General features: G+C 58.1%; 27 protein-coding genes. 20 read left to right on the top strand and 7 right to left on the bottom strand.

Annotated elements, in window-relative coordinates:
• From folD to BFG58_RS18355, 5 genes are all read left to right on the top strand, one after another.
• On the top strand, window positions 1–867 hold the full coding sequence (gene folD / locus BFG58_RS18375; RefSeq protein ID WP_008499332.1) for a bifunctional methylenetetrahydrofolate dehydrogenase/methenyltetrahydrofolate cyclohydrolase FolD: 867 nt from the start codon (window positions 1–3) through the stop codon (window positions 865–867).
• Window position 868: 1 nt separating this feature from the next.
• On the top strand, window positions 869–1081 hold the full coding sequence (ybcJ, locus tag BFG58_RS18370; RefSeq protein WP_004143016.1) for a ribosome-associated protein YbcJ: 213 nt from the start codon (window positions 869–871) through the stop codon (window positions 1079–1081).
• 285 nt (window positions 1082–1366) lie between these two features.
• Complete coding sequence (locus tag BFG58_RS18365) at window positions 1367–2866, top strand: PTS transporter subunit EIIC (protein WP_045909726.1); 1500 nt, start codon at window positions 1367–1369, stop codon at window positions 2864–2866.
• An 83-nt stretch (window positions 2867–2949) separates the two neighbouring features.
• Window positions 2950–3966, top strand: coding sequence for a Mal regulon transcriptional regulator MalI (malI, locus tag BFG58_RS18360; RefSeq protein ID WP_069720255.1), 1017 nt, complete (start codon window positions 2950–2952; stop codon window positions 3964–3966).
• 73 nt (window positions 3967–4039) lie between these two features.
• On the top strand, window positions 4040–4561 hold the full coding sequence (locus BFG58_RS18355; RefSeq protein ID WP_045909728.1) for a metal-dependent hydrolase: 522 nt from the start codon (window positions 4040–4042) through the stop codon (window positions 4559–4561).
• Window positions 4562–4647: 86 nt separating this feature from the next.
• Here BFG58_RS18355 and cysS read toward each other — a convergent pair whose 3' ends face one another.
• Complete coding sequence (gene cysS / locus BFG58_RS18350) at window positions 4648–6033, bottom strand: cysteine--tRNA ligase (RefSeq protein WP_045909729.1); 1386 nt, start codon at window positions 6031–6033, stop codon at window positions 4648–4650.
• A gap of 174 nt (window positions 6034–6207) precedes the next feature.
• On the opposite strand from cysS, the gene ppiB reads away from it, so the two are divergent.
• From ppiB to mnmH, 6 genes are all read left to right on the top strand, one after another.
• Complete coding sequence (gene ppiB, locus BFG58_RS18345) at window positions 6208–6702, top strand: peptidylprolyl isomerase B (protein WP_008499327.1); 495 nt, start codon at window positions 6208–6210, stop codon at window positions 6700–6702.
• Between the two features lie 3 nt (window positions 6703–6705).
• Window positions 6706–7428 carry a UDP-2,3-diacylglucosamine diphosphatase gene (gene lpxH / locus BFG58_RS18340; protein WP_069720330.1) on the top strand — a complete coding sequence of 241 codons (723 nt, stop codon included), beginning with the start codon at window positions 6706–6708 and terminating at the stop codon, window positions 7426–7428.
• 136 nt (window positions 7429–7564) lie between these two features.
• A complete protein-coding gene (locus BFG58_RS18335; RefSeq protein ID WP_008499325.1) occupies window positions 7565–7774 on the top strand; it encodes a YdgH/BhsA/McbA-like domain containing protein in 210 nt (69 codons plus the stop codon).
• A gap of 171 nt (window positions 7775–7945) precedes the next feature.
• A complete protein-coding gene (purE, locus tag BFG58_RS18330) occupies window positions 7946–8455 on the top strand; it encodes a 5-(carboxyamino)imidazole ribonucleotide mutase (protein ID WP_023616863.1) in 510 nt (169 codons plus the stop codon).
• On the top strand, window positions 8452–9519 hold the full coding sequence (gene purK, locus BFG58_RS18325) for a 5-(carboxyamino)imidazole ribonucleotide synthase (protein ID WP_048030139.1): 1068 nt from the start codon (window positions 8452–8454) through the stop codon (window positions 9517–9519). Before purE ends, purK begins: the two co-directional genes overlap by 4 nt.
• Before the next feature lie 85 nt (window positions 9520–9604).
• The gene (gene mnmH / locus BFG58_RS18320; protein WP_069720254.1) at window positions 9605–10675 is read left to right on the top strand and encodes a tRNA 2-selenouridine(34) synthase MnmH; all 1071 of its coding nucleotides are present in this window, start codon (window positions 9605–9607) and stop codon (window positions 10673–10675) included.
• A 90-nt stretch (window positions 10676–10765) separates the two neighbouring features.
• Here mnmH and BFG58_RS18315 read toward each other — a convergent pair whose 3' ends face one another.
• The 3 genes from BFG58_RS18315 to ybbA form a co-directional block, all read right to left on the bottom strand.
• Window positions 10766–11911: a porin gene (locus BFG58_RS18315; protein WP_048030137.1), complete on the bottom strand. Its 1146-nt coding sequence runs from the start codon at window positions 11909–11911 to the stop codon at window positions 10766–10768.
• A 183-nt stretch (window positions 11912–12094) separates the two neighbouring features.
• Complete coding sequence (gene ybbP, locus BFG58_RS18310) at window positions 12095–14509, bottom strand: putative ABC transporter permease subunit YbbP (RefSeq protein ID WP_069720253.1); 2415 nt, start codon at window positions 14507–14509, stop codon at window positions 12095–12097.
• Window positions 14506–15192 carry a putative ABC transporter ATP-binding protein YbbA gene (gene ybbA / locus BFG58_RS18305; RefSeq protein WP_069720252.1) on the bottom strand — a complete coding sequence of 229 codons (687 nt, stop codon included), beginning with the start codon at window positions 15190–15192 and terminating at the stop codon, window positions 14506–14508. Before ybbA ends, ybbP begins: the two co-directional genes overlap by 4 nt.
• On the opposite strand from ybbA, the gene tesA reads away from it, so the two are divergent.
• The 3 genes from tesA to BFG58_RS18290 are packed head-to-tail and all read left to right on the top strand — an operon-like array spanning window position 15163 to window position 17498.
• Window positions 15163–15786: a multifunctional acyl-CoA thioesterase I/protease I/lysophospholipase L1 gene (gene tesA, locus BFG58_RS18300; protein WP_028015818.1), complete on the top strand. Its 624-nt coding sequence runs from the start codon at window positions 15163–15165 to the stop codon at window positions 15784–15786. The two genes, ybbA and tesA, sit on opposite strands and share 30 nt — an antisense overlap.
• Before the next feature lie 28 nt (window positions 15787–15814).
• Window positions 15815–16585, top strand: coding sequence for an SDR family oxidoreductase (locus BFG58_RS18295; protein WP_048225946.1), 771 nt, complete (start codon window positions 15815–15817; stop codon window positions 16583–16585).
• A 58-nt stretch (window positions 16586–16643) separates the two neighbouring features.
• On the top strand, window positions 16644–17498 hold the full coding sequence (locus BFG58_RS18290; protein WP_069720251.1) for a co-chaperone YbbN: 855 nt from the start codon (window positions 16644–16646) through the stop codon (window positions 17496–17498).
• A gap of 87 nt (window positions 17499–17585) precedes the next feature.
• Here BFG58_RS18290 and fetB read toward each other — a convergent pair whose 3' ends face one another.
• Window positions 17586–18368, bottom strand: a complete 783-nt coding sequence (gene fetB, locus BFG58_RS18285; protein ID WP_023617520.1) for an iron export ABC transporter permease subunit FetB — start codon at window positions 18366–18368, stop codon at window positions 17586–17588.
• A complete protein-coding gene (gene fetA, locus BFG58_RS18280; protein ID WP_048030129.1) occupies window positions 18361–19032 on the bottom strand; it encodes an iron ABC transporter ATP-binding protein FetA in 672 nt (223 codons plus the stop codon). The genes fetB and fetA overlap by 8 nt, the downstream gene beginning before the upstream one ends.
• Window positions 19033–19175: 143 nt before the next feature.
• On the opposite strand from fetA, the gene BFG58_RS18275 reads away from it, so the two are divergent.
• Genes BFG58_RS18275 through BFG58_RS18265 form a run of 3 tightly spaced genes read left to right on the top strand, consistent with a single transcriptional unit; the run spans window position 19176 to window position 21435 of the window.
• Window positions 19176–20027, top strand: coding sequence for a hypothetical protein (locus BFG58_RS18275; RefSeq protein ID WP_045909737.1), 852 nt, complete (start codon window positions 19176–19178; stop codon window positions 20025–20027).
• Between the two features lie 44 nt (window positions 20028–20071).
• Window positions 20072–20986, top strand: a complete 915-nt coding sequence (locus BFG58_RS18270) for an SPFH domain-containing protein (protein ID WP_008499312.1) — start codon at window positions 20072–20074, stop codon at window positions 20984–20986.
• Window positions 20983–21435, top strand: a complete 453-nt coding sequence (locus tag BFG58_RS18265; RefSeq protein ID WP_048225940.1) for an NfeD family protein — start codon at window positions 20983–20985, stop codon at window positions 21433–21435. The genes BFG58_RS18270 and BFG58_RS18265 overlap by 4 nt, the downstream gene beginning before the upstream one ends.
• Here the strand turns inward: BFG58_RS18265 and cueR are convergent.
• Window positions 21432–21842, bottom strand: a complete 411-nt coding sequence (gene cueR, locus BFG58_RS18260; protein WP_045909739.1) for a Cu(I)-responsive transcriptional regulator — start codon at window positions 21840–21842, stop codon at window positions 21432–21434. The two genes, BFG58_RS18265 and cueR, sit on opposite strands and share 4 nt — an antisense overlap.
• Window positions 21843–21950: 108 nt before the next feature.
• Between cueR and copA the strand changes: the two genes are divergently transcribed.
• The 3 genes from copA to ybaK all read left to right on the top strand — a co-directional run bounded on the left by copA (window position 21951) and on the right by ybaK (window position 25973).
• Window positions 21951–24449: a copper-exporting P-type ATPase CopA gene (gene copA, locus BFG58_RS18255; protein ID WP_069720250.1), complete on the top strand. Its 2499-nt coding sequence runs from the start codon at window positions 21951–21953 to the stop codon at window positions 24447–24449.
• Window positions 24450–24499: 50 nt separating this feature from the next.
• A complete protein-coding gene (locus tag BFG58_RS18250; protein WP_063621001.1) occupies window positions 24500–25294 on the top strand; it encodes a TraB/GumN family protein in 795 nt (264 codons plus the stop codon).
• A gap of 199 nt (window positions 25295–25493) precedes the next feature.
• The gene (gene ybaK / locus BFG58_RS18245) at window positions 25494–25973 is read left to right on the top strand and encodes a Cys-tRNA(Pro)/Cys-tRNA(Cys) deacylase YbaK (RefSeq protein WP_045909742.1); all 480 of its coding nucleotides are present in this window, start codon (window positions 25494–25496) and stop codon (window positions 25971–25973) included.
• The last annotated feature ends 2 nt before the right edge of the window (window positions 25974–25975 follow it).

Genomic DNA, 25975 nt, shown 5'->3' with positions numbered 1-25975 from the left:
ATGGCAGCAAAGATTATTGACGGTAAAACGATTGCGCAGCAGGTGCGCTCTGAGGTCGCGGAAAAAGTGAAGGCGCGTAAAGCCGCCGGAAAACGCGCCCCCGGGCTGGCCGTTGTGCTGGTTGGCAGTAACCCGGCATCGCAGATTTATGTCGGCAGCAAGCGCAAAGCGTGTGAAGAGGTCGGCTTCGTCTCCCGCTCTTACGATTTGCCGGAAACCACCAGCGAAGCAGAACTGCTGGAACTTATTGACACTCTGAATGCCGATAAAGAGATCGACGGTATTCTGGTTCAGCTGCCGCTGCCAGCCGGTATCGACAACGTGAAGGTGCTGGAGCGTATCGCACCGGATAAAGACGTGGACGGTTTCCATCCGTACAACGTGGGCCGCCTGTGCCAGCGTGCGCCGCGTCTGCGTCCGTGCACGCCGCGCGGTATTGTGACGCTGCTGGAGCGTTATAACATCGATACTTACGGCCTGAACGCCGTGGTCATTGGCGCGTCCAACATCGTGGGCCGTCCGATGAGCATGGAGCTGCTGCTGGCCGGCTGCACCACCACCGTTACCCACCGCTTCACCAAAAACCTGCGCCACCACGTTGAGAACGCCGATCTGCTGATCGTCGCGGTCGGTAAGCCGGGCTTTATTCCGGGCGAGTGGATTAAAGAAGGTGCGATTGTCGTGGACGTCGGGATTAACCGTCTGGAAAACGGCAAAGTGGTCGGCGACGTGGTGTATGAAGATGCCGCCGCGCGTGCCTCGTACATTACCCCAGTACCGGGCGGCGTAGGCCCGATGACCGTCGCAACGCTGATTCAGAATACCCTGCAGGCATGCGAAGAATATCACGACGTAGAGGACGCGTAAGATGGCCACATTTTCATTAGGCAAACACCCGCACGTTGAGCTGTGCGATCTGCTCAAGCTGGAAGGCTGGAGCGAAAGCGGTGCGCAGGCGAAAATTGCCATTGCCGACGGGCTTGTCAAAGTGGACGGTGCGGTGGAAACCCGCAAGCGCTGCAAGATTGTTGCGGGCCAGACCGTGAGCTTTGAAGGCCAGAGCGTAACCGTTACGGCCTGAGCCCCCTCACCCTAATCCTCTCCCCAACGGGGAGAGGGAACAGTCCGAACTCCGTTTCCAGGCCGGGTAAGGCGAAGCCGCCACCCGGCAATGTCTCTCATCATCCCCTCACACCCATCACGGTTATTTATCGATCCACTTCAAATAATCACTATTTCATCTGTTGAAAAGTGAAAATTCAGTTGCGCGTTTTTCACTCTTTGCCCACGATAAGTAGAACGTTCTACTAAAACGTTCTACTTACAATAACAGCGCCAAAAAAAGCGCTACTCGGGGGAAATCAGCATGAGTCTGATATCAGGGTTTGTTAAATCGCTGTCTAAGTTATCGATGATTGGTCGCGCCTTAATGCTGCCAATTTCACTGCTTCCCGCTGCGGGCCTGCTGCTGGCCTTTGGCGATAAGTTCCATCTGCCGCTGATGATGAACGCGGGCGGGGTTATTTTTGATAACCTGCCGATGCTATTTGCCATTGGTTCTGCCGTGGGCCTGGCGTCAGAATCCGGTATTGCCGCGCTGTCTGCGGCGGTCTCGGTGTTTGTCACCAATATCACCATCAGCACCGTGCTGAGCATCACGCCGGAAATGGCTTCCCAGGGCGGGAAATACGCCATGGTGGTGGGCATTCCGACGCTGCAGATGGGCGTCTTCGGCGGCCTGATCTGCGGTATTCTCGCGGCCTGGTGCTACAACCGCTTCCACACCATGCAGCTTCCGGAATTCCTGGGCTTCTTCTCCGGCAAGCGCTTTGTGGCGATTGCAACGGCGTTCCTCTCGTTCCTGATGGGGCTGCTGCTGCCGTATGTCTGGCAGCATATCCAGGCCGGGATCGACGCCCTCTCCGTGGTCGTTAACGGCGATAATCAGGCGGCCTCGACCTTTATCTTCGGTCTGGTGGAACGCGCGCTGATCCCGCTCGGTCTGCACCATATCTGGTATCCGTCGTTCTGGTATTCGTTTGGGGATTACACCACCCAGGCAGGCCAGGTGATCCACGGCGACCAGACCATCTGGTTCAAGATGCTGGAAGAAGGGGTGAAATCCTTCAGCAGCGACACCTACCAGAACGCCGGCAAGTTCATGCAGGGTGAATTCCCGTTGATGCTGTTCGCGCTGCCTGCGGCGTGCCTGGCGATGTATCACGAAGCCCATACGAAGAATAAAAAAATCGCGGCCGGTATTCTGTTCTCCGCGGCGCTCACCTGCTTCCTGACGGGGATCACCGAACCGGTTGAGTTTACCTTTATCTTCGTGGCACCGATTCTGTACGTCTTTAACGCCATCATGGCGGGCCTGGCCTACATGACCATGTACCTGCTGCATGCGCATATCGCCAAGTCGTTCTCTGCGGGCTTTATCGACTATCTGTCATTCGGGATCCTGCCGTCGTTTAACGGCTACCAGACCCACTTCCTGAGCGCCATTATCATCGGCATTCCAATGGGCCTGATTTATTACTTCACGTTCCGCTTTGTGATCCGTCGTTTCGACGTGAAAACGCCGGGCCGCACCGAAGTAACCGCCAACGCGGATGAGAAATCGGATTCTGAACTCGCGACCGAGATCATCACCCTGCTGGGCGGCGCGCATAACATCGACTCCGTCGGCGCCTGTATCACTCGTCTTCGCCTGGAAGTCACAAAAAGCGAGGCGGTGGATAAAGACGGCCTGAACGGGCTCGGCGCGCGCGGCGTGGTGTTTGTCGGCGACAACGGTATTCAGGTGATTTTCGGTGCCAGAGCACAGTTTATCGCCCAGACCATGTCCACCATGATCGGCAAATAATAAGATGCCTGAACGACACGTCTCCTGTACGCTGGGAGACGTGTTTTATCTGGCTGATAATCGGTAAATTTCAGGGAGCGGTTTTGAAGAAAGTCAGCATTATTGATGTCGCGAAGCACGCGGGCGTGTCGGTTTCCACCGTCTCGCTGGTGCTGCGCCAGAAAGGGAAAATCTCAGAGGCAACGATCGAGAAGGTCAACGCTGCCATCAATACCCTGGGCTATGTTCATAACGTTGCCGCTGCCAACCTTCGCGCCAATACCTCCAACCTGATTGGCCTGATCCTCCGTGACTTTAGCGACAGTTTCTCCATCAAGGTGATGGCGAGCATCGTTCAGGATCTTGAAAAACAGGGGTATATGGTTTTTCTCGGTCAGCCCCAGAACGACCATGACCATCTTGAGCGCTGCCTGCTGTCGTTTAAGCAGCAGGGCGTTGCAGGGGTGATCTATCTGGCCTCGGATACCCGCACCGCCACCCTCCCGGAAAAGATTCGCCACTGCCCGCTGCCGCTGGTGGTGGTCTCGCAGTCGCTGCTGGATGAAAAATGCAATCTGGTGATGCGCGATAACCGACAGGCGGCCAGTCTGGCGGTGCGTTATCTTATCGAGCGCGGTCATCGTAATATCGCCTACATTGGCGGACGCGAAGGCTGCCTTATCCGCGAACAGCGCCTGCTCGGTTTTCGCAGCGCGATGGCGCAAAACGGGCTGGTCTGGCGCGATGAATACTCTCCGGCCTGCAGCGATGACACGCTGGCAGCGGGTTTCGCGACCCGCCAGCTGCTGGAAAAAAACAATACCATCACCGCCCTGCTCTGCCACTCGCCGGATGCCATGATCGGCTCCATCTCCGGTATTCATCAGGTCGGGCGTACGGTGGGTAAAGATGTGTTTCTGACGCAGCAGGTCGCCCTGGTCGGTTTCGAAGATATGCTCCACGTTAACCTCACCTCACCCTCGTTTACCTACGTTTCGTCCGCCAGCGAAGAGACGGGGCGTCAGGCGGCCGGGCTGATTATTCGCACGCTGAAGGAGCCGGCACTGCAAACCCAGCGCATTACGCTTTCCGGGCAGCTTATCGCACGCGAGTCGGCGTAAAATCAGAATTTCGCACAGGTTTTTTAGTGCGAAATGACTGCTATATTTCCATGATTTGCCATGGATAATCACAATGCCTACCGTCATTACACACGCTGCTGTTCCGCTTTGCCTGGGCTTAGGCTTGGGGACAAAAGTTATCCCACCCCGCCTGCTGTTTGCCGGCATTGTTCTCGCCATGCTGCCAGATGCCGACGTGCTGGCATTTAAGTTCGGCGTCGCGTATGGCAACGTTTTCGGCCATCGCGGCTTTACCCATTCCCTGCTGTTTGCCTTCGTGGTGCCGATACTTTGCGTACTGACTGGACGACGATGGTTCAGGACCAGCCTGACGCGGTGCTGGCTGTTTCTAACCGTGTCACTGCTGTCGCACAGCCTGCTGGATTCGATTACCACAGGCGGGAAAGGCGTCGGCTGGCTGTGGCCGTGGTCTGATGAACGCTTCTTTGCGCCGTGGCAGGTGATTAAGGTCGCGCCGTTTGCGCTCTCACGCTATACCACGCCGTACGGGCATCAGGTGATTATTTCAGAACTGCTGTGGGTGTGGCTGCCGGGGGTGGTGCTGATGGGAATGTTGTGGTGGAAAAGAAGGTAAAAAAAAGCCGGGTGGCGGCTGCGCCTTACCCGGCCTACTTTTGCCTGTTGGCCCGGCAAGCGTGAGCGCCACCGGGCGTTACAGACTTACTTACGGCGCCAGGTAGTGCCCTGTGGGCCGTCTTCCAGAATAATACCCATCTCGGTCAGACGGTTACGCGCCGCATCTGCCGCCGCCCAGTCCTTCGCCTGACGCGCTTCCAGACGCGCTTTGATCAACGCTTCAATCTCCGCCACTTCACCGTCATCCGCCTGCGCACCGCTCTGCAGGAACGCGTCCGGCTCCTGCTCCAGCAGGCCAAGCACGGCAGAGAGCTTACGCAGATGGGACGCCAGCGCATTCGCCGCGGCCATATCTTCTGACTTCAGGCGGTTCACTTCGCGCGCCATGTCGAACAGCACGGAGTAGGCTTCCGGGGTGTTGAAGTCGTCGTTCATCACCTCAACGAAGCGTGCTTCGAACGCTTCACCGCCTGCCGCCGGAACAGACTTGTCGGTTCCGCGCAGCGCGGTGTAGAGACGCTCCAGCGCCGAGCGCGCCTGTTTCAGGTTCTCTTCGCTGTAGTTCAGCTGGCTGCGATAGTGGCCGGACATCAGGAAGTAGCGCACGGTTTCCGCATCGTAGTATTTCAGCACGTCGCGCACGGTAAAGAAGTTACCCAGCGATTTCGACATCTTCTCGCGGTCAACCATTACCATCCCGGAGTGCATCCAGTAATTTACGTACTCGCCGCCGTGGGCGCAGGTGGACTGCGCGATTTCGTTTTCGTGGTGCGGGAACATCAGGTCTGAGCCGCCGCCGTGAATGTCGAAGTGTTTGCCCAACTGCTTGCAGTTCATCGCAGAACATTCAATGTGCCAGCCCGGACGGCCTTCGCCCCACGGGGATGGCCAGCTTGGCTCACCCTCTTTGGACATCTTCCACAGCACGAAGTCCATCGGGTTACGCTTCACGTCAACCACGTCAACGCGGGCGCCGGCCTGGAGCTGATCCAGATCCTGACGGGAAAGCGCACCGTAGGTTGGGTCCGTCGGCACGGAGAACATCACATCGCCGTTGTCGGCAACATATGCATGACCGCGGGCGATCAGCTTTTCGGTGATCTCGATGATTTCGTGAATATGGTGGGTCGCGCGCGGCTCGCTGTCCGGACGCAGAATATTCAGGGCGTCGAAGTCTTTGTGCATCTCAGCGATCATGCGATCCACCAGCGCGACAAAGCTTTCGCCATTTTCATTCGCGCGCTTGATGATCTTATCGTCGATGTCGGTGATGTTGCGCACGTATTTCAGGTTGTACCCCAGAAAACGCAGGTAGCGTGACACCACGTCGAAGGCGACAAAGGTACGGCCATGGCCAATGTGACAGAGATCGTAAACCGTAATACCACACACGTACATGCCGACTTCCCCGGCATGGATAGGTTTAAATTCCTCTTTTTGGCGCGTCATTGTATTAAAGATTTTTAACATCGAAGATTCCATGTAAACACGTGTGTGGTTGAAAACCGGCTATTCTACCCGTAATTCAAACCCGAAGCAGCACACAATGCAAGGTGATCGCATCCTGTGGTTATGCTATAACAAGCCCCTATAGATGACCCGAAGGCGGGTCGACGTACCACAATAACGGAACAGGATGCAAAAATGGTTACTTTCCACACTAATCATGGCGATATCGTAATCAAAACCTTTGATGACAAAGCGCCTGAAACAGTTAAAAACTTCCTGGACTACTGCCGCGAAGGTTTCTACAACAACACCATTTTCCACCGCGTGATCAACGGTTTTATGATCCAGGGCGGCGGTTTCGAACCTGGCATGAACCAGAAAGCCACTAAAGAGCCGATCAAGAACGAAGCGAACAACGGCCTGAAAAACACTCGCGGCACGCTGGCGATGGCACGTACTCAGGCGCCTCACTCTGCTACTGCACAGTTCTTCATTAACGTGGCGGACAACGACTTCCTGAACTTCTCCGGCGAAAGCCTGCAGGGTTGGGGCTACTGCGTATTCGCAGAAGTGGTTGAAGGTATGGACGTAGTTGACAAGATCAAAGCCGTCTCTACTGGCCGCAGCGGTATGCACCAGGACGTTCCAAAAGAAGACGTTGTGATTACAAGCGTGACCGTCAGCGAGTAATTGGTGGCGACACTCTTTATTGCGGATCTTCATCTGCAAACAGAAGAACCGGCGATAACCGCCGGTTTTCTGCGTTTTTTACGCGGTGAAGCGAAAAGCGCCGATGCGCTGTACATCCTGGGCGACCTCTTTGAAGCCTGGATTGGCGACGATGACCCTAACCCGCTGCACCGTGAAATGGCCGCCGCCATTCACGCGCTGGTGGATTCGGGCGTCCCCTGCTACTTCATTCACGGCAACCGTGATTTCCTGATCGGCAAGCGCTACGCCCGTGAAAGCGGCATGACGCTGCTGCCGGAAGAACAGGTGCTCGACCTCTACGGCCGCAAGGTGCTGATCATGCACGGCGACACGCTCTGCACCGACGATACCGGCTACCTGGCGTTTCGCGCCAAAGTCCACACCCCGTGGATCCAGAAAGTGTTCCTTGCCCTGCCGCTGTTTATCCGCAACCGCATCGCCGCCAGAATGCGCGCAGGCAGTAAAGCCGCCAACAGCAGCAAATCCATGACCATCATGGACGTCAATCCACAGGCGGTCGTGCGGGTGATGGAAAAGCATGATGTTCAGTGGCTCATCCACGGTCATACCCATCGTCCTGACGTGCATTCCCTCCTCGCCAACGGCCAGCCCGCACACCGCGTGGTGTTGGGTGCCTGGCACACCGAAGGCTCTATGGTCAAAGTCACGCCTGAGGGCGTGGAGCTGATCGCGTTTCCGTTTTAACCCCCTTCATATCATTCTATTTTTTTGAACAATATTGGCAAATTGTTTCGATTTTAATCAGCCCGTGGTCGGCCTATTATTTATCACATCAGGGCAACACGCCCTATCCCAGACAAAACACTTAAGGAATACGACCATGAAATCCATCAAAACTTTCGTTGCAGTTGCGGCTCTCTCCCTGGTTTCTTTCGGTTCTTTCGCGCAGAGCGTGAGTGCAACCGCCTCTACCCTTGACCGCGCAGAAGCGAAAATCGCTGCACAGGCTGCTGAACAGGGCGCGTCTTACAAAATCACCAGCGCGAAGGTCGACAACCGCGTCTATATGACCGCAGAACTGACGAAATAATGATTGCCCTTCGACAAAAACAGACCGCCAGAATGCGGTCTGTTTTGTTATGAGTTGATGGCAACAACGGCTCAAAATTTAACCGCGCAACCGTTTTCCTTGCCCGTATAACATGCTATTCTCTGTGCCCTCGAAAGCAGTGTGTTTCGCACCACAGGAGTTTTAAGACGCATGTCTTCCCGCAATAATCCGGCGCGTGTCGCCATCGTGATGGGGTCCAAAAGCGACTGGGCTACCATGCAGTTCGCCGCCGAAATCTTTGACATCCTGAATGTTCCGCACCACGTTGAAGTGGTCTCCGCGCACCGTACACCGGACAAACTGTTCAGCTTCGCCGAAAGCGCCGAAGAGAACGGTTATGAGGTGATCATTGCCGGTGCGGGCGGCGCAGCACATCTGCCGGGCATGATTGCCGCCAAAACCCTGGTGCCGGTGCTGGGCGTCCCGGTACAAAGCGCCGCGTTAAGCGGTGTGGACAGCCTCTACTCCATCGTTCAGATGCCGCGTGGCATTCCCGTCGGCACGCTGGCGATTGGTAAAGCGGGCGCCGCCAATGCCGCCCTGCTGGCCGCGCAGATCCTGGCGACGCACGATAAAGACTTACACCAGCGTCTGGCGGCGTGGCGTAAAGCCCAGACCGACGAGGTGCTGGACAATCCAGACCCACGGGGTGCCGCATGAAGCAGGTTTGCGTTCTCGGTAACGGCCAGCTAGGCCGCATGCTGCGTCAGGCTGGCGAACCGCTGGCGATTTCCGTCTGGCCCGTCGGCCTGGACGCCGAGCCGGAAGCGGTACCGTTCCACCAGAGCGTCATTACCGCTGAGATCGAACGCTGGCCGGAGACCGCCCTGACCCGCGAGCTTGCGCGTCATAACGCCTTCGTTAACCGCGACGTATTCCCGATCATTGCCGACCGTCTGACGCAAAAGCAACTTTTCGACAAGCTGGGCCTCGCAACCGCACCGTGGCAGCTCCTGTCTGATAAAAGCGAGTGGAACGACGTCTTCGCCATGCTGGGCGAACTGGCGATCGTGAAGCGCCGCGTGGGTGGCTACGACGGCCGCGGCCAGTGGCGCCTGCGCGCAGGCGACACCGCCGAGCTGCCGGATGATTGCTACGGCGAGTGCATTGTTGAGCAGGGCATCAACTTTAGCGGTGAAGTGTCGCTGGTTGGCGCGCGCGGTCATGACGGGCATACCGTGTTTTATCCGCTGACGCATAACCTCCATCAGGACGGCATTCTGCGCACCAGCGTGGCCTTCCCGCAGGCCAATGCTGACCACCAGGCGCAGGCGGAAGAGATGCTCTCTGCCATCATGCACGAGCTCGGGTACGTGGGTGTGATGGCGATGGAGTGCTTTATCACCCCGTCTGGTCTGCTGATCAACGAGCTGGCACCGCGCGTGCACAACAGCGGCCACTGGACGCAAAACGGCGCCTCCATCAGCCAGTTCGAGCTGCACCTGCGCGCAATTACCGACCTGCCGCTGCCGCAGCCGGTGGTGAACAGCCCGTCGGTGATGATCAACCTGATCGGAACCGATCTGAACTACGACTGGCTGAAGCTGCCGCTGGTGCATCTGCACTGGTATGACAAAGAGGTTCGTCCGGGTCGTAAGGTTGGCCACCTGAACCTCAACGACAGCGACACGGGCCGTCTGAGCGCCACGCTGGAAGCCATGATCCCGCTCCTGCCGCCGGAATACGCGAGCGGTATTGTCTGGGCACAGTCAAAGCTTAAATAGTTATCCCTCCGCCGGGGAGTTGACCTCCTCTTTCCCCGGCGTACAATTCCCGCCCATTGCTGCTTAGCTTTCTTCTGGAATAACCATGAACGATGGAATGGACTATCGCGCGATCCTCGCGTCCGATACCCCTTTAATCGACGTTCGCGCGCCGATCGAATTTGCCCAGGGCGCGATGCCAGCGACAGTCAACCTGCCTTTAATGAATGATGACGAGCGCGCCGCCGTCGGCACCTGTTATAAACGTCAGGGACCAGACGCCGCGCTGGCGCTCGGCCATCGTCTGGTGAGCGGCGACACGCGTGAGGCCCGCATCACCGCCTGGCGCGAGGCCAGCCTTGCCCATCCTGAGGGCTTTCTCTGCTGCGCGCGCGGCGGCCAGCGCTCGCATATCTCGCAGGCCTGGCTGAAAGAGGCGGGTATCGACTACCCGCTGATCCGCGGTGGCTATAAGGCCCTGCGCCAGACGGCAATTCAGGTGACCATTGAGCAGTCGCAAAAGCCGATGGTGCTTATTGGCGGCTGTACCGGGAACGGTAAAACCCTGCTGGTGAAGCAGCATGCACAGGGTATCGATCTGGAAGGACTGGCGCACCATCGCGGTTCATCGTTTGGTCGCACGCTGACGCCGCAGCTTTCCCAGGCCAGCTTTGAAAATCACCTTGCGGTTGAGCTATTGAAAAAAGACGCCGCGCGCTGGGTGCTGGAAGATGAAGGCCGGATGATTGGCTCTAATCACCTGCCAGCCTGCCTGCGCGACCGCATGGTTGAAGCCCCTATCGTGGTGGTAGAGGATCCGTTTGAGATCCGTCTTGAACGTCTGCGCGAAGAGTATTTCGACCATATGTGGGCGGATTTTTCTGCCGCCTACGGCGAGGAAGCAGGCTGGAAAGAATACAGCCAGTACCTGCATCACGGCCTGTTCGCCATTCGTCGCCGCCTGGGGCTGCAGCGCTTTGCGGAATTTACCGCGCTGTTAGATTCCGCGCTGTTGGAACAGCAACGATCTGGCCGCACGGACGCGCACTTCAGCTGGCTTGTACCGCTCCTGAACGACTATTACGACCCGATGTACGGCTATCAGCTGGAGAAAAAGGCGGAAAAGATTGTCTATCGCGGGACGTACGAAGAAATTGCTGAGTGGCTTGATCGCTGAAAAATAAAGCCGGGTGGCGGCTACGCCTTACCCGGCCTACGCGTACTGTTGTAGCCCCGGTAAGCGCAGCGCCACCGGGGAACAGACGGCTTAGAAGTCGTAACGCAGACGCACCAGGTTCATGTCGCCCAGGTTGTCGGTGCTGGAGGTGAACACGTGTTCGTAATCCACGCGGAAACCGTAATCCAGCTGGAAGCTAATACCCACGCCGTTGTCGATGCGCTGGTAGTTACGGCCGTTCACGTACTCAATGCGGTCACCCATGAAGTAAGGCTGGATGGATTTAACCGCATACTGACCGATTGGGAATTTATAACCTGCGAAGTACTCAATACCCCACGCGTCGCCCGCAAAGTAATCGTTAACAGACACTTTTTTGGTGGTCAGGAAGTTCTGGTACCAGCCGCCGCCTGCGGAGAAGGTCCAGTTGTCCGGGGTCCAGCTCAGCGCGGTACCGAGGATATTCTGGTCGTAGGTTTTGCTGTCGCCGTTGTCCGGGTTACGCATGTCGGCGCGGGTGTAGTTCCACGCGGCGCCCCAGGTCAGGTCGGTAGTCAGGTGGTAATCCAGGCCCAGTGAACCGCCGCCTTTACGCTTGTAGCGCAGGCCGTTGCCCGGCAGGTATTCACTGTCTTCAAACAGGTAGGATGCATAAATATCAGCATCGCCCACGGTTTTCTTATATTTCAGCATCTGGCGTGAACGGTAAGAACCGTCGTAGTCGCCGTTGATCCCGTTACCTGGCGCCTGAGCGATCATGTCGTAGTCCCAGATATCGGTTTTCGCGCCCACCACATCATAGTAAACGCTGTTCTGTTGACCGAAGGTCAGCGTACCCCAGGTGTCGCTCTTCAGACCGGTGTAGAGCATACGACGCGTGGTGTCGTGTGCGCCTTCGGCGTAGTGGTGATCCCAGTTAAACTGCGCAGGAATGTTCACACCCAGCTCGTAGTAGCTGATCCAGCTGATGTCATCAAACAGGTAGTAATCTGCAGCGAAACGGAAACGGGTGCCGCCGTCAAAGCCGTTACGCTTGTAGCTGTTTTTACCGTCGTCGCCGGTCATGTTCTGGAACTGAGGACGAATACTGCCGCCAACGGTGAAGTTCAGGCGGCTCAGCGGGTTACCCGCCTGAGGATCCTGCTTAAGAACGGTGATTTCCGCCTGAGAAGCGAAGGTCGTTAATGCCACTGCCGCGCCGATCGTTGCCGCCAGCGCTGATTTTTTTATAGTCATTATTTTTCCTTAATAGACACGCTGCTAAATATTTAGCGGGTGAATATTAACTGGAAATAATCGGGCTGTGTGGTTGGGTTTTTAATGTTTTGTGCTACTAAATGAGTGGGTATTATCACTTTGTGCTATTTAAACACTACGCACCGGCATAAAAATCCGGTGCGTAATTATCACCATACTAAATCAACTCGCAAACTGACGGAACAGGGCTTTGCCCTTTAACAGCCGCGTGCCGAGCCAGCCTCCGCAGAGAGAAAGTAGCGCAGCGCCGCACAGAGGCAGGATCAACCAAAGACGCCAGTCAGGCTCCCACGGGAAGTCGAAGACCTTTGTCTGCAGCACCGCCAGCGCCGTCTCTGCGCCAATGGCGGCCACCAGACCGGCCACCAGCCCCAGTAGCGCAAATTCGCTCCAGAGCGTCATTCGCAGCAGCCGCTTACCGGCCCCCAGCGTGCGGTATACCACCAGCTCCTGATGGCGCTGGCGCATGCCCACCTGCACCTGGGCCAGCAGCAACAGCACGCCGCAGATCGTCACCAGCACCACCATCACCTCCAGCGCGCGGCTCACCTGCTCCAGCACCTGCCCCACCTGCTTCAGGATCGCCCCAATATCCAGCAGGCTGACCGTCGGAAACTCCCGGTTAAGCTGGGTCAGCATGCCGTTGCCGTTCTCCCAGCGGAAGCTGGTCAGCCAGCTCTGGGGCTGCCCGTCCAGCGCCCCCGGCGGGAAGATAAAGAAGAAGTTGGGCCGCAGGCTTTCCCAGTCCACTTTACGCAGGCTGGTCACTTTCGCGGTGAAATCCTGGGTATCCCCTGTGAAGGTAACGCTGTCTCCCAGCTTCACGTTCAGGCGCGTCGCCAGTCCCTCCTCCATCGACACTTCTCCCGCTTTCGGCGGCCAGGTGCCGGCGGTTATCGGATTGTGGTCAGGGCGTTTCTCCTGCCAGGTGAGGTTCAGCTCGCGGTTCAGCGACTCGTCCTTGTTCCCCTCCGTTGGCTGCCCGTTGATCTGCGTCAGACGCGCGCGAACGATGGGATAGAACGACTCAGGGATGATGTGATGCTCCGCCAGGAAGCCCTTCAGCGGCGTAACCTGCTCAGGGGCGATATTGATCAGGAAATAGTTCGGGCTTTCCGGCGGAAGCTGCTGCTGCCAGCGATCGAGCAGATCGCCGCGCAGCACCAGCAGCAGCGCCAGCAGCATAAACGACAGCGAGAACGCCGACAGCTGGCTGAGCGTAGACCAGGGCTGGTGCAGCAGACGGTTGACCGCCAGGCGCACGGGCAGGGATTTTACCGTCACCCTTTTCAGGAGGTTAAGCAGTATCCAGCCCAGCACGCCGCACAGCAGCGCCAGCACAACCGCCCCGGCCAGCACCGCCCACAGCAGCGTGCTGCCGCCCATCAGCCACGCCAGCAGCCCCACCGCCACCGCAATAATCACCGGTAGGTAGAACTTCAGCGGCCAGACGTTCGCCACGACATCGTTGCGAAGCACGCGCAGCGGCTGCGTGGCGAGCAGCAGGCGGTAAGGCCGGAGCCCCACCAGCACCGAGATCACCGTCATCGCGCCCATCGCCCACAACCACGGCCAGAGGCTGGCCGGCGGCAATGCGGCCGGGAGCACCGATTTCAGCATCACCATCAGCAGTTTTTCAAACAGCAGCCCCATTATTCCGCCGGTCAGCGCCGACAGGACCAGCAGCATCAGCCACTGGCCGACGATCAGCTTGCGCAGCTGCGCCCGGCCCGCCCCGAGGGTTTTGAGGATCGCCACCAGGTCGTAGCGGCTGCGGCAGTAGTGCCCCATCGCCACGGCCACCGCCGCCACCGCCAGCAGCAGGGTCAACAGGGCCGACAGCAGCAGGAACTGCTGAGAGCGCTCCAGAGATTTACCGAGCGCCCCCTCGTCCTGCTCCAGCCCGTACCAGCGGTGTTCCGGTTTGAGCTGCGGCAGAAGCCATTTTTCATAGGCGTCAAGCTGGGCGGGCGTGCCGCCAAATTTATAGCGCCAGGTAACGCGGCTGCCCGGCTGTACCGCATGGGTGGCCGCGACATCCGCGGTGTTCATCAGCAGGCGCGGCGCAAGCTGGAACGGGTTAAATCCGCCGTCGGGCTCCTGTACCACTTCCCCGGCAATCCTGAGGGTAGCGTCACCGACGTCGATACTGTCGCCGGGTTTCAGGTTCAGCAGCGCCATCAGACGCGATGCCAGCAGCACCGTACCGGGCGTCGGCTTTAATCCCGGCGGGCGGGTCTGCAAGTCACCGTACATCGGATAGATATCATCGACGGCCTTGACGCTCGCCAGCTGCGGCGTGTCGCCCGCGAAGGTCATGGTCTGGAAGGTGAGCTGCTCCCCCACCTTCAGCCCTTCTTTGCGCGCTGCTTCAATCCAGCCCGGCGGCACGGGGCGGGAGCTTTCCAGCGCCCTGTCACCCGCCATAAACTCCCGGCTCTGCTGGCTGAGCCCTTTTTCCATGCGGTCACTGACGCTGCCGAGCGCCAGCACGCAGGCCACCGCCAGGCTGAGCGCCAGCCAGACAATCAGCAGCGAGGGCGAGCGCCACTCGCGCCAGAACCAGCGGGTAATCATGCTTCCTCCTGCAGAACACCGTTGACCAGCCGCAGGCGACGGTCGCAGCGCGCCGCGAGCTGCGGATCGTGGGTCACGAGGATAAGCGTAGTGCCGTGCTCGCGGTTGAGCGAAAACAGCAGGTCGGCAATCCGGTCTCCGGTTTTACGGTCAAGGTTGCCGGTAGGCTCATCGGCAAACAGCACCTCAGGGCGGCCGTTAAACGCGCGGGCCAGCGCCACGCGCTGCTGCTCACCGCCGGAAAGCTGGGCGGGAAGATGGTCGAGACGTTTCCCCAGACCGAGCTGTTCCAGCAGCGCCTTCGCGTGAGCGCGACTTTCACGGCTATTTTCACCGCGCAGCAGCGCAGGGAGCTCGACGTTTTCCAGGGCGTTCAGGGTCGGGATCAGCATAAAGGACTGAAAGACAAAACCAACGTGACGCGCGCGCAGCGCGGCCCGCGCCTCTTCATCAAGCTGATGCAGCGGCTGCCCGACAAGGTGGACCTCACCGCTGCTGCCTTCGTCCAGACCGGCTAAAATCGCCAGCAGCGTGGACTTACCGGAACCGGATTCGCCAATCAGCGCAATGGTTTCAGCGCGTTTGACAACGAGTTCAACTCCGGTAAGGATGGAAAGCTCGTGCTCCCCCTGACCGACGGACTTCTTAAGATGATGAACTTCAACACTGTTTTCCGCTGGCATTTGCCCTTCCTGTTTTTGATTCTGATGACTTTCCGCGCGGCGGCAGCGGACACGTTACTGGTTCTCGGCGACAGCCTGAGCGCAGGCTATCGTATGGCGGCCAGCGCGGCCTGGCCCGCTCTGCTCAATGACAAATGGCAGAGCAAAACGGCTGTAATCAACGCCAGCATCAGCGGCGACACCTCGCAGCAGGGGCTGTCGCGCCTGCCTGCGCTGCTCAAACAGCATCAGCCACGGTGGGTGCTGGTTGAGCTTGGCGGTAATGATGGCCTGCGCGGTTTCCAGCCTCAGCAAACGGAGAATACGCTGCGCACCATTTTGCAGGACATCAGGGCGGCAAACGCCCAGCCGCTGCTGATGCAAATTCGCCTGCCCGCCAACTACGGTCGTCGGTATAATGAGGCCTTTAGCGCGATCTACCCCAAGCTTGCCAAAGAGTTTGATATTCCGCTGCTGCCATTTTTCATGGAAGAGGTCTATCTCAAACCCCAGTGGATGCAAGACGACGGGATCCACCCCAATCGCGATGCGCAGCCGTTTATTGCCGACTGGATGGCAACGCGGCTGGCTCCTTTAGTTAAACATGACTCCTGATTAAGCGGAGATCCTGACAGGTAAAGTTATGCAAAAATCGGTCTTAATTACAGGATGTTCCAGCGGAATCGGCCTGGAAAGCGCGCTCGAATTAAAGCGCCAGGGGTTTCGGGTTCTGGCGGCCTGCCGCAAACCCGACGATGTCGAACGCATGAACGGTCTGGGCTTTACCGGCGTGCTGCTGGATATGGACTCGCCGGAGAGCGTTGAGCGCGCCGCAGATGAGGTGATCGCACTGACCGGTAATCGTCTGTACGGCCTGTTTAATAATGCCGGTTACGGCGTGTATGGCCCGCTGGACACCCTCTCCCGCGAAACGCTGGAGAAGCAGTTTTCGACCAACTTCTTCGGCGTGCATCAGCTCACCATGCGTCTGCTCCCCGCGATGCTGCCGCACGGTGAAGGGCGCATCGTGATGACGTCGTCGGTGATGGGGCTAATTTCCACCCCGGGCCGCGGCGCCTACGCCGCCAGCAAATATGCGCTGGAGGCCTGGTCCGACGCCCTTCGCATGGAGCTACGCCACAGCGGCATTAAGGTCAGCCTGATTGAACCCGGCCCGATCCGCACCCGCTTTACCGAAAACGTTAACCAGACGCAGGCAGATAAACCGGTCGAGAACCCCGGCATCGCCGCACGTTTTACCCTCGGGCCAGAGGCGGTGGTGGCCAAAGTGCGCCATGCTTTTGAGAGTGACCATCCCAAAATGCGCTATCCGGTGACGCTGGTCACCCATGCCGTCGGCTGGTTAAAACGCCTGCTGCCGGGCCGGATAATGGACAAAATTTTACACGGTTGAGTTGAAGCGCCGACGCGCATCCCCATGTAAAGAACAAACCGACAAAAGAGAAAGCCGCATGTCCGTACAGAATATCGTCAATATCACAGAAGCTAACCTGCAACAGACGCTTGAACAGTCGATGACCAAACCGGTCCTGTTCTACTTCTGGTCTGAACGTAGCCAACACTGTCTGCAGCTGACGCCGGTGCTGGAAAGCCTTGCCGCCCAGTACAACGGTCAGTTCATTCTCGCGAAGCTGGATTGTGACGCCGAGCCGATGGTCGCGTCTCAGTTTGGTCTGCGCGCCATTCCTACCGTCTATCTGTTCCAGAACGGCCAGCCTGTTGATGGCTTCCAGGGACCACAGCCGGAAGACGCTATCCGCGCCCTGCTGGATAAGGTGCTGCCGCGCGAAGAAGAGCTGAAAGCGCAGGAAGGCATGGCGCTGATGCAGGAAGGCAAATACGACGAGGCGCTGCCGCTGCTCAAAGACGCATGGCAGCTGTCAAAACAGAACAGCCAGATTGGCCTGCTGCTGGCGGAAACGCAGATCGCCCTGCACCGCTCAGAAGACGCAGAAGCCGTACTCAAGACGGTTCCGCTGCAGGATCAGGACACTCGCTATCAGGGGCTGGTTGCACAAATTGAGCTGCTTAAGCAGGCGGCAGATACCCCGGAAATTCAGCAGCTGCAGCAGCAGGTTGCCGACAACCCGGCGGACGCCGCGCTGGCAAGCCAGCTGGCGCTGCAACTGCATCAGGTGGGGCGTAACGAAGAGGCGCTTGAGCTGCTGTTCAGCCATCTGCAAAAAGATTTAGCCGCCGCAGACGGTCAGGCGCGCAAGATGTTCCAGGAGATCCTGGCCGCGCTGGGCACCGGAGACGCGCTGGCGTCGAAGTATCGTCGTCAGCTTTACGCGTTGTTGTATTGATGCACTTTGCCCGGTGACGGCTTCGCCTTACCGGGCCTACAAAAGAACGAATCGTAGGCCGGGCAAACGCAGTGCCGCCCGGCACAATCACCGCACCTTTTTCAACTGCGTCACCACCAGCTGGTGACGCGCGTTGTAGAACTTCCGATAGGTCAGGTAGCAGGCAATGATGGTGGACAGGCTTGCCGTGGAAAGCAGCATAAACGTCACCATGATCTGATACTTAATCGCTTTTACCGGATCGATACCGGCAAAAATCAGCCCCGACATCATGCCCGGCAGGCTCACCAGCCCCACCGTTTTGGCGGAATCTACCGTAGGGATCAGCGATGAGCGAATGCTCTCGCGAATCAGCCGCGCCGAGGCCACTTTTGGCGTTGCCCCCAGGCTTAGTTTCTCCTGCAGCTGCTGCTGTTCGCTACTGAAACGCTGGCCGAGGTTGTTATAACAGAGCCCAACGGCCACCATCGCGTTCCCCGCAATCATCCCGGAAATAGGGATAACCTGCATCGGCGTAAACTCAATCGAGCCGGAAAGTACCAGCACCGCCAGCGTGAGCGCCGTTCCGGTGGTAATCGCGATAAACGATGAAACAAACGCCTTATCGATGTATTTACTGCGCTTTTGCGCATTCCACGCCGCGTTAAAGCAGATAAAGAGCACCATCAGCAGCGTCAGCACCGCGTGGTTAACGTTGAAGATATACTTCAGCACATAGCCGACGATGATGAGCTGAATCACCGCGCGGCAGATACTCCATACGATATCTTTTTCCAGCCCCAGCTTTTCGCGGTAGCTGACCACAATCGCAATCAGCACCAGCACCATCGAAAAGGCCAGCGATTCGTTGGTAATGTTGTGTTCACCCACGGTTTGCCTCCTGCATTTTCCCGCCGTGCGGCTGGAGCGTAATAACGTCATCCGCATGGGTTATTTCGTTAGCGTCGTGCGTCACCCACAGCACGGCAATGTTCTGCTCCCGGGCGTAACGATGAATAATCTCGTTAACGTTGCGCTTGTTGACGTCATCGAGCGCGCTGGTGATTTCATCCAGCAACAACACCTTCGGTAAAAACTGCAGGTTGCGGATCAGCGAGACCCGCTGCTTTTCGCCGCCCGACAGCGCGTTGATGGATTTGCTCAGCGTCTCCTGCGCCAGGCCAAAGCGGGCCAGATCCTGGATAAACTTTTCCGGCTCCGGCGTTTTATTGCGGATTTGCCACGGGAAAATCAGGTTGTCATAGACCGTATCGCCAAAAAGCACGGGCGTTTGCACGCAGTACGAGACCTGCTGGCGATAGCTTTCCGGAGAAAGCGAGGCGATATCCTCGCCTTCAAACAGAATGGCGCCCTCCGTCGGGCTGAGGAGTGACGCCACAATCTTCAGCAGCGTGCTTTTACCACAGCCTGAGGGACCCGTGATTAATTTAAACTCGCCCGGCGACAGGCTAAACCCGACGTGCTGCAGGATCGTGTTTTCCCCGACTCGAAATCCGACATCCCTGAGCAGTAATACGTTTCTTTTATCGTTCATCGCGCTTCCGTTGACCGCTTCGTGTAATAACCGCCTGTAGCATAATCCTTTCGCCCGCACAGCGCGAATAGCCTCACGCTGAAGCAAGTGTTAAACTTTTTGTTTGCGAATTGTCACCTCCATCACTACAGGAAGTATGTGACATGGCACATATCTTTTATGAGTTTCCCTCCCTGAAGCCTGGTGTTCCTGATGTCGAAACATTAATGGAAGTCATCAAATCGTCGGAGCTGACGCGTTTTGTGATAGGTGCAGAGGTGGTGGACTTTGTTAAGAAGGCGCTCATCGTGAACACCACGATCGGCAGCTTCAAAAATTGCTATTTCGCCTTCGACAACGGAACACACTTCCTTGAATTTGACGGTGAAGGCAAATCAAAACGCTTCAATGAGGTGCCGGACTGGTTCGTCTCTCCGGCGGAATTTTCACGCACCCAGTGGCTTATCAACCACAATCTTGCGGATGTGAAAGCCACACAGTTCATTGACGTCCTGATGTCCTACCCGCTGAAAGCGCGCCGCGCGCACTGCAATTTGCTATTCGGACTGGAGCTGGAAAAGGTGAACGCGGTTCCGGCAGCGGCGTCAGCGGCAGGTAAAATCGGCAATAAAAACGGTAAAACCACCAAGCCCCGCGTCACCGATCTGGGCTCGTTCGAGCTGTTCAGCCAGTTCTTTGCACGCATGAAAACCGCCGTGCTGGCCGATGAGTTCCCGACTCTGCAGATCCTGACGGGCATGGATAACCTGGCAAAAGCGCCGCATAATTTAAAGCAGGGCATCAGAACCTGGTTTAAAGCCATCGCGGGCGACCTTCCACCGAATAACAAACGCGTTGAAGCGGGGAATGCCGTTCTGTTCTGCGCCCCCATTCGCGAACAGATCCAGCGTATCGAAGCGCTGGGGCTGGAGAATTACTACCAGGGATTATCGAAAGCCATTGCTGAAGCGGGTGATGGATTCATCTCTGACTTTACCTATACTTACGAGCAATAAACACACACTTTCACTCGCCACAGCATGCAAAACAGGAGGTTTTTATGCTTATCGTTGTTCCCGTCCTTATTTTCGTTGCGCTGGTTATCGTAGGCGCCGGCGTCAAAATTGTCCCTCAGGGTTATCAGTGGACCGTCGAGCGTTTCGGCCGATACACCAACACACTCCAGCCAGGCTTAAGCCTGATTGTTCCGTTCATGGACAGAATTGGTCGCAAGATCAACATGATGGAGCAGGTTCTGGACATTCCGTCCCAGGAAGTGATCTCCAAGGATAACGCCAACGTCACCATCGACGCCGTCTGCTTTATTCAGGTGATTGACGCGCCGAAAGCGGCCTATGAGGTCAGCAACCTGGAGCTGGCGATCGTCAACCTGACGATGACCAACATCCGTACCGTGCTCGGCTCGATGGAGCTGGACGAGATGCTTTCCCAGCGCGACAGCATTAACACCCGCCTGCTGCACATTGTCGACGAGGCAACGAACCCGTGGGGAATCAAAGTTACCCGCATCGAGATCCGCGACGTGCGCCCGCCGGCGGAGCTGATCGCCTCCATGAACGCCCAGATGAAAGCCGAGCGAACCAAGCGCGCCTATATTCTGGAAGCCGAAGGGGTGCGCCAGGCGGAGATCCTCAAAGCGGAAGGGGAAAAACAGTCGCAGATCCTGAAAGCGGAAGGCGACCGTCAGTCCGCGTTCTTGCAGGCGGAAGCGCGTGAGCGTTCCGCCGAAGCGGAAGCCCGCGCGACCCAGATGGTGTCCGAGGCGATTGCCGCCGGCGATATTCAGGCCGTGAACTACTTTGTCGCGCAAAAATATACCGACGCGCTGAAAGAGATTGGGTCGGCGAACAACAGCAAAGTGGTGATGATGCCGCTGGATGCCAGCAGCCTGATGGGCTCTATCGCGGGCATAGCCGAACTGATCAAGGACAGCGGAAACGAGCGTAAAAAATGATTGAGCTGATCGTTGCACATCCTCATGCCTTCTGGCTAAGCCTCGGCGGCTTATTGCTGGCGGCGGAGATGCTGGGCGGCAACGGCTACCTGCTCTGGAGCGGTGTTGCTGCCGTCATTACCGGTCTTCTGGTCTGGATCCTTCCCCTGGAGTGGGCGTGGCAGGGCGCGCTGTTTGCCGTGCTGACGCTGGTGGCCGCCTGGCTGTGGTGGCGCTGGCTCAACCGGCGGGTTAACGAGCAGAAACCGGTGGACGCCCACCTTAACCAGCGCGGACAGCAGATTGTCGGCAAGCGTTTTACGCTCGACAGCACGCTGGTGAACGGACGTGGGCACATGCGGGTAGGTGACAGTTCGTGGCCGGTGGTGGCCGACGATGACCTCAGCGCCGGCACGCGGGTGGAGGTCATCGCGGTGGAGGGCATTACCCTGCGGGTAAAAGCCTGCTAAGCGTGGGTTTTGCGGTGGCAGCAGCCGGCAAGATTATCGATGATCGGGCAGTCGGCGCTGTCATCCCCCGGACAGGACGCCGCGAGCTGCAGCAGCTGTTCGCGCATCGCCTGTAGCTCGACGATGTGGCGTTCAATTTCGGCCACCTTTTCCAGCGTGCGTTTTTTCACGTCGGCGCTGTGACGCTTTGGATCGTTGAACAGGTTAACCAGCTCGCCGCACTCTTCCAGATTAAAACCGACCTGTCTGGCCTGGCGCAGCAGCGTCAGTTCATCCAGATGCAGCTGCGTGTAGCTACGGTAGCCGTTTTCACTGCGCAGCGGCGGCGTCACCAGTCCCTTCTCTTCATAAAAGCGAATCGCTTTGCTGGTTAAGCCGGTTTTTTTTGCCACATCACTGATATTCACATTTCCCCCTTGACCTTCCCCTTGATGGAAGGTTTAACCTTCATAACAGTTAGTGAAAAGCGTTACTCCGGTCAACAACTGACCAAAATATTATACGGGAGTTTTGTTATGTCTCACACTATTGACCTGACGCTGGACGGCCTCTCCTGCGGCCACTGCGTCAAACGCGTTAAAGAAAGCCTGGAACAGCGCCCTGATGTGGAAAGCGCTGATGTGACTATCGATCATGCCGCTGTGACCGGCAGCGCCAGCGCGGATGCGCTGATCGATACCATCAAGCAGGCCGGTTACGGGGCGGAGTTAAGCCACCCAAAGGCTAAACCGCTGGCAGAGTCATCATCCCCGTCGGAAGCACTGACAGCGGCCACTCCTGAGCTTCCGGCAGCGGATGATATTGATGACAGCCAACAGCTGCTGATCAACGGCATGAGCTGCGCCAGCTGCGTCTCCCGGGTACAAAACGCCCTGCAGGCGGTACCGGGCGTCGCGCAGGCACGGGTGAATCTTGCGGAGCGCACTGCGCTGGTGATGGGCAGCGCCTCCGCCGCAGAATTAGTGCAGGCCGTTGAAAAAGCGGGCTACGGCGCGGAGGCCATCGAAGATGATGCCGAACGCCGCGAGCGCCAGCAGGAAACGGCTATCGCCACCATGAAGCGCTTCCGCTGGCAGGCCATCGTCGCCCTGCTGGTCGGTATTCCGGTGATGGTGTGGGGCATGCTCGGCGACAACATGATGGTCACCGACGACAACCGCACGCTGTGGCTGGTGATTGGTTTGATTACCCTTGCGGTGATGGTGTTGGCAGGCGGACATTTCTATACCAGCGCCTGGAAGAGCCTGAAAAATCGTACCGCGACGATGGATACCCTGGTCGCCCTCGGGACCGGCGCGGCGTGGCTCTATTCGATGAGCGTGAACGTCTGGCCCCAGTGGTTCCCGATGGAAGCGCGGCATCTCTATTACGAAGCGAGCGCGATGATTATCGGCCTGATTAACTTAGGCCATATGCTGGAAGCCCGCGCCCGCCAGCGCTCCTCGAAAGCGCTGGAAAGATTGCTCGATTTAACCCCACCGACGGCCCGCGTGGTCACGGACGAAGGGGAGAAAAGCGTCCCGCTGGCGGAAGTTCAGCCCGGCATGACGCTGCGCCTGACGACGGGCGATCGCGTTCCCGTTGACGGTAAGATAACCCAGGGCGAAGCCTGGCTGGATGAAGCGATGCTGACCGGGGAGCCTATCCCTCAGCAGAAATCAGACGGCGACGCCGTGCATGCCGGTACGGTCGTGCAGGACGGCAGCGTGCTGTTCACCGCCAGCGCCGTCGGCAGCCACACGACGCTGTCGCGTATTATTCGCATGGTGCGCCAGGCGCAGAGCAGTAAACCAGAAATTGGCCAGCTTGCTGATAAAATCTCGGCCATTTTTGTGCCGGTGGTGGTCGGCATTGCCCTGCTGAGTGCGGCGATCTGGTACTTCTTCGGCCCGGCGCCGCAGATTGTGTATACCCTGGTGATCGCCACCACGGTGCTGATCATCGCCTGCCCTTGCGCCCTTGGTCTGGCGACGCCAATGTCGATTATCTCCGGCGTAGGCCGCGCGGCCGAATTTGGCGTGCTGGTGCGGGACGCGGACGCGCTGCAGCGGGCCAGCACCCTGGACACGCTGGTGTTTGATAAAACCGGCACGCTGACGGAAGGTAAACCGCAGGTGGTCGCCGTCCACACAGTGGGCATTTCGGAAGAGGATGCACTGCGTCTCGCCGCCGCGCTGGAGCAAGGCTCCAGCCATCCGCTGGCGCGCGCCATTATTGATAAAGCCAATGCGTCTGCCCTGCCGCAGGTGAATCAGTTCCGCACCCTGCGCGGGCTCGGCGTGAGCGGTGAAGCAGAAGGCCACGCGCTGCTGCTGGGCAACCAGGCATTGCTCAATGAAAACGGCATTGATACCGCCGCGCTGGACAGTGAGCTCAAGGCGCAGGCGTCACAGGGCGCCACCCCGGTTCTGCTGGCGGTGGATGGCAAAGCCGCCGCGCTGCTGGCCGTGCGCGATCCGCTTCGCCAGGACAGCGTGGATGCCTTACAGCGCCTGCACCATGCGGGATATCGTCTGGTGATGTTGACCGGGGATAACCCGACCACCGCCAACGCCATCGCGAAAGAAGCCGGTATTGATGAGGTGATTGCGGGCGTACTGCCGGATGGCAAAGCGGACGCCATTAAAAACCTGCAACGCCAGGGCCGTCAGGTGGCAATGGTCGGCGACGGCATCAACGATGCCCCGGCGCTGGCCCAGGCGGATGTGGGGATCGCAATGGGCGGCGGCAGCGACGTAGCCATCGAAACCGCGGCCATCACGCTGATGCGCCACAGCCTGATGGGCGTGGCCGATGCGCTGGCCATTTCGAAAGCCACGCTGCGCAACATGAAGCAGAACCTGCTGGGGGCGTTTATCTACAACTCGCTCGGTATCCCGATTGCTGCCGGCATTTTGTGGCCGCTGACCGGCACGCTGCTTAATCCGGTCGTCGCGGGTGCGGCGATGGCGCTCTCCTCCATCACCGTGGTCAGCAACGCCAACCGGCTGTTGCGGTTTAAACCGAAGGATTGAACCTTGTACCCGTACGCGCTAGCATGAACCTTTCCGTTTATGGAGCGCGTATGGGTCTGTTTCATCGTATAAAAACATCGTTTCGCGCCCTTTTCCCTCGCCGTTACGCCTGGCCCGGTCTGGATATTTCGCTTCCCGGCGGGCAACACCTGCACCTGGTCGGCAGCATCCATATGGGCACGCAGGATATGTCTCCCCTGCCTCCCGGCCTGATTAAACTGCTGAAACACGCCGATGCGCTGGTCGTTGAGGCGGACATTTCGGGTCAGGAGTCACCGTTTGCCGGGCTCGAGAGCGATCTCACCCTGGCGGAGCGCCTGGATGAAACCCAGCTTGCGGAACTGACGCGCGTCGCCGAGGAAACCGGCGTCTCGCTCTCCATGATTGACACCCTGCCGCTGTGGCAAATCGCGATGGTATTGCAGGCTACGCAGGCGCAGCGTCTGGGGCTGCGGGGTGATTACGGCATTGATTACCAGCTGCTGAACGTGGCAAGGGCGCGCAGCCTGCCCATCATCGAGCTGGAAGGAACGGACAGCCAGATTGCGCTCCTGCGACAGCTTCCCGACGACGGTCTGATGCTGCTGGATGATACGCTGACCCACTGGCATACCAACGCGCGCCTGCTGCAAACCATGATTGGCTGGTGGCTGGATGCGCCGCCCGCGGACGGCAGGCTGGCGTTACCGTCGACGTTCAGCGAATCGCTGTATGATGTGCTGATGAATGCGCGCAATAAAGCCTGGCGGCAGACACTGCATGCCTTACCTGCGGGGCGTTACGTGGTGGCGGTCGGGGCGTTACATTTGTACGGAGAAGGGAACTTGCCGTCGTTGCTGAAATAAAAAAATGGCCAATATTTCTATTGGCCCGTCAAAGAGGAATTTCATCGTTTTTATTATGCCGAAGGAGACCTTCGGTTGAGCCGATTGTCGCTCAAAGTGACCATCACTGCCAACACTATTGCGCAAGATGGTGCTATTTTTTAGACAAACGTCAGGCGTATGCTGTTGGCATGATTTGTCTGTCGTAAGAAGGATAGCTATGACTCCCGCCGTTAAATTACTCGAAAAAAACAACATTTCTTTCCGGATCCACACCTACGATCACGATCCGAATGAAACCAACTTTGGTGATGAAGTGGTGCGCAAGCTGGGGCTGAACGCGGACCAGGTTTATAAAACGCTGCTGGTGGCGGTGAACGGCGATATGAAGCACCTCGCCGTGGCGGTGACGCCCGTGGCAGGACAGCTGGACCTTAAGAAAGTCGCCAAAGCGCTGGGGGCGAAGAAGGTGGATATGGCGGATCCGATGGTGGCGCAGCGCACCACGGGCTACCTGGTGGGCGGCATCAGTCCACTCGGGCAGAAAAAACGCCTACCGACGCTGATCGATGCCCCTTCGCAGGAATTTGACACCATCTTTATCTCCGGCGGCAAACGCGGGCTGGACATTGAGCTGGCCGCGGGCGATCTGGCAAAAATGCTGGACGCGAAGTTTGCGGATATTGCCCGCCGGGAGTAAAA

This window comes from Enterobacter sp. ku-bf2, from assembly GCF_001742765.1.
Taxonomy (GTDB): Bacteria; Pseudomonadota; Gammaproteobacteria; order Enterobacterales; family Enterobacteriaceae; genus Enterobacter; species Enterobacter quasiroggenkampii.
This window is presented reverse-complemented; position numbering and strand designations above follow the sequence as displayed.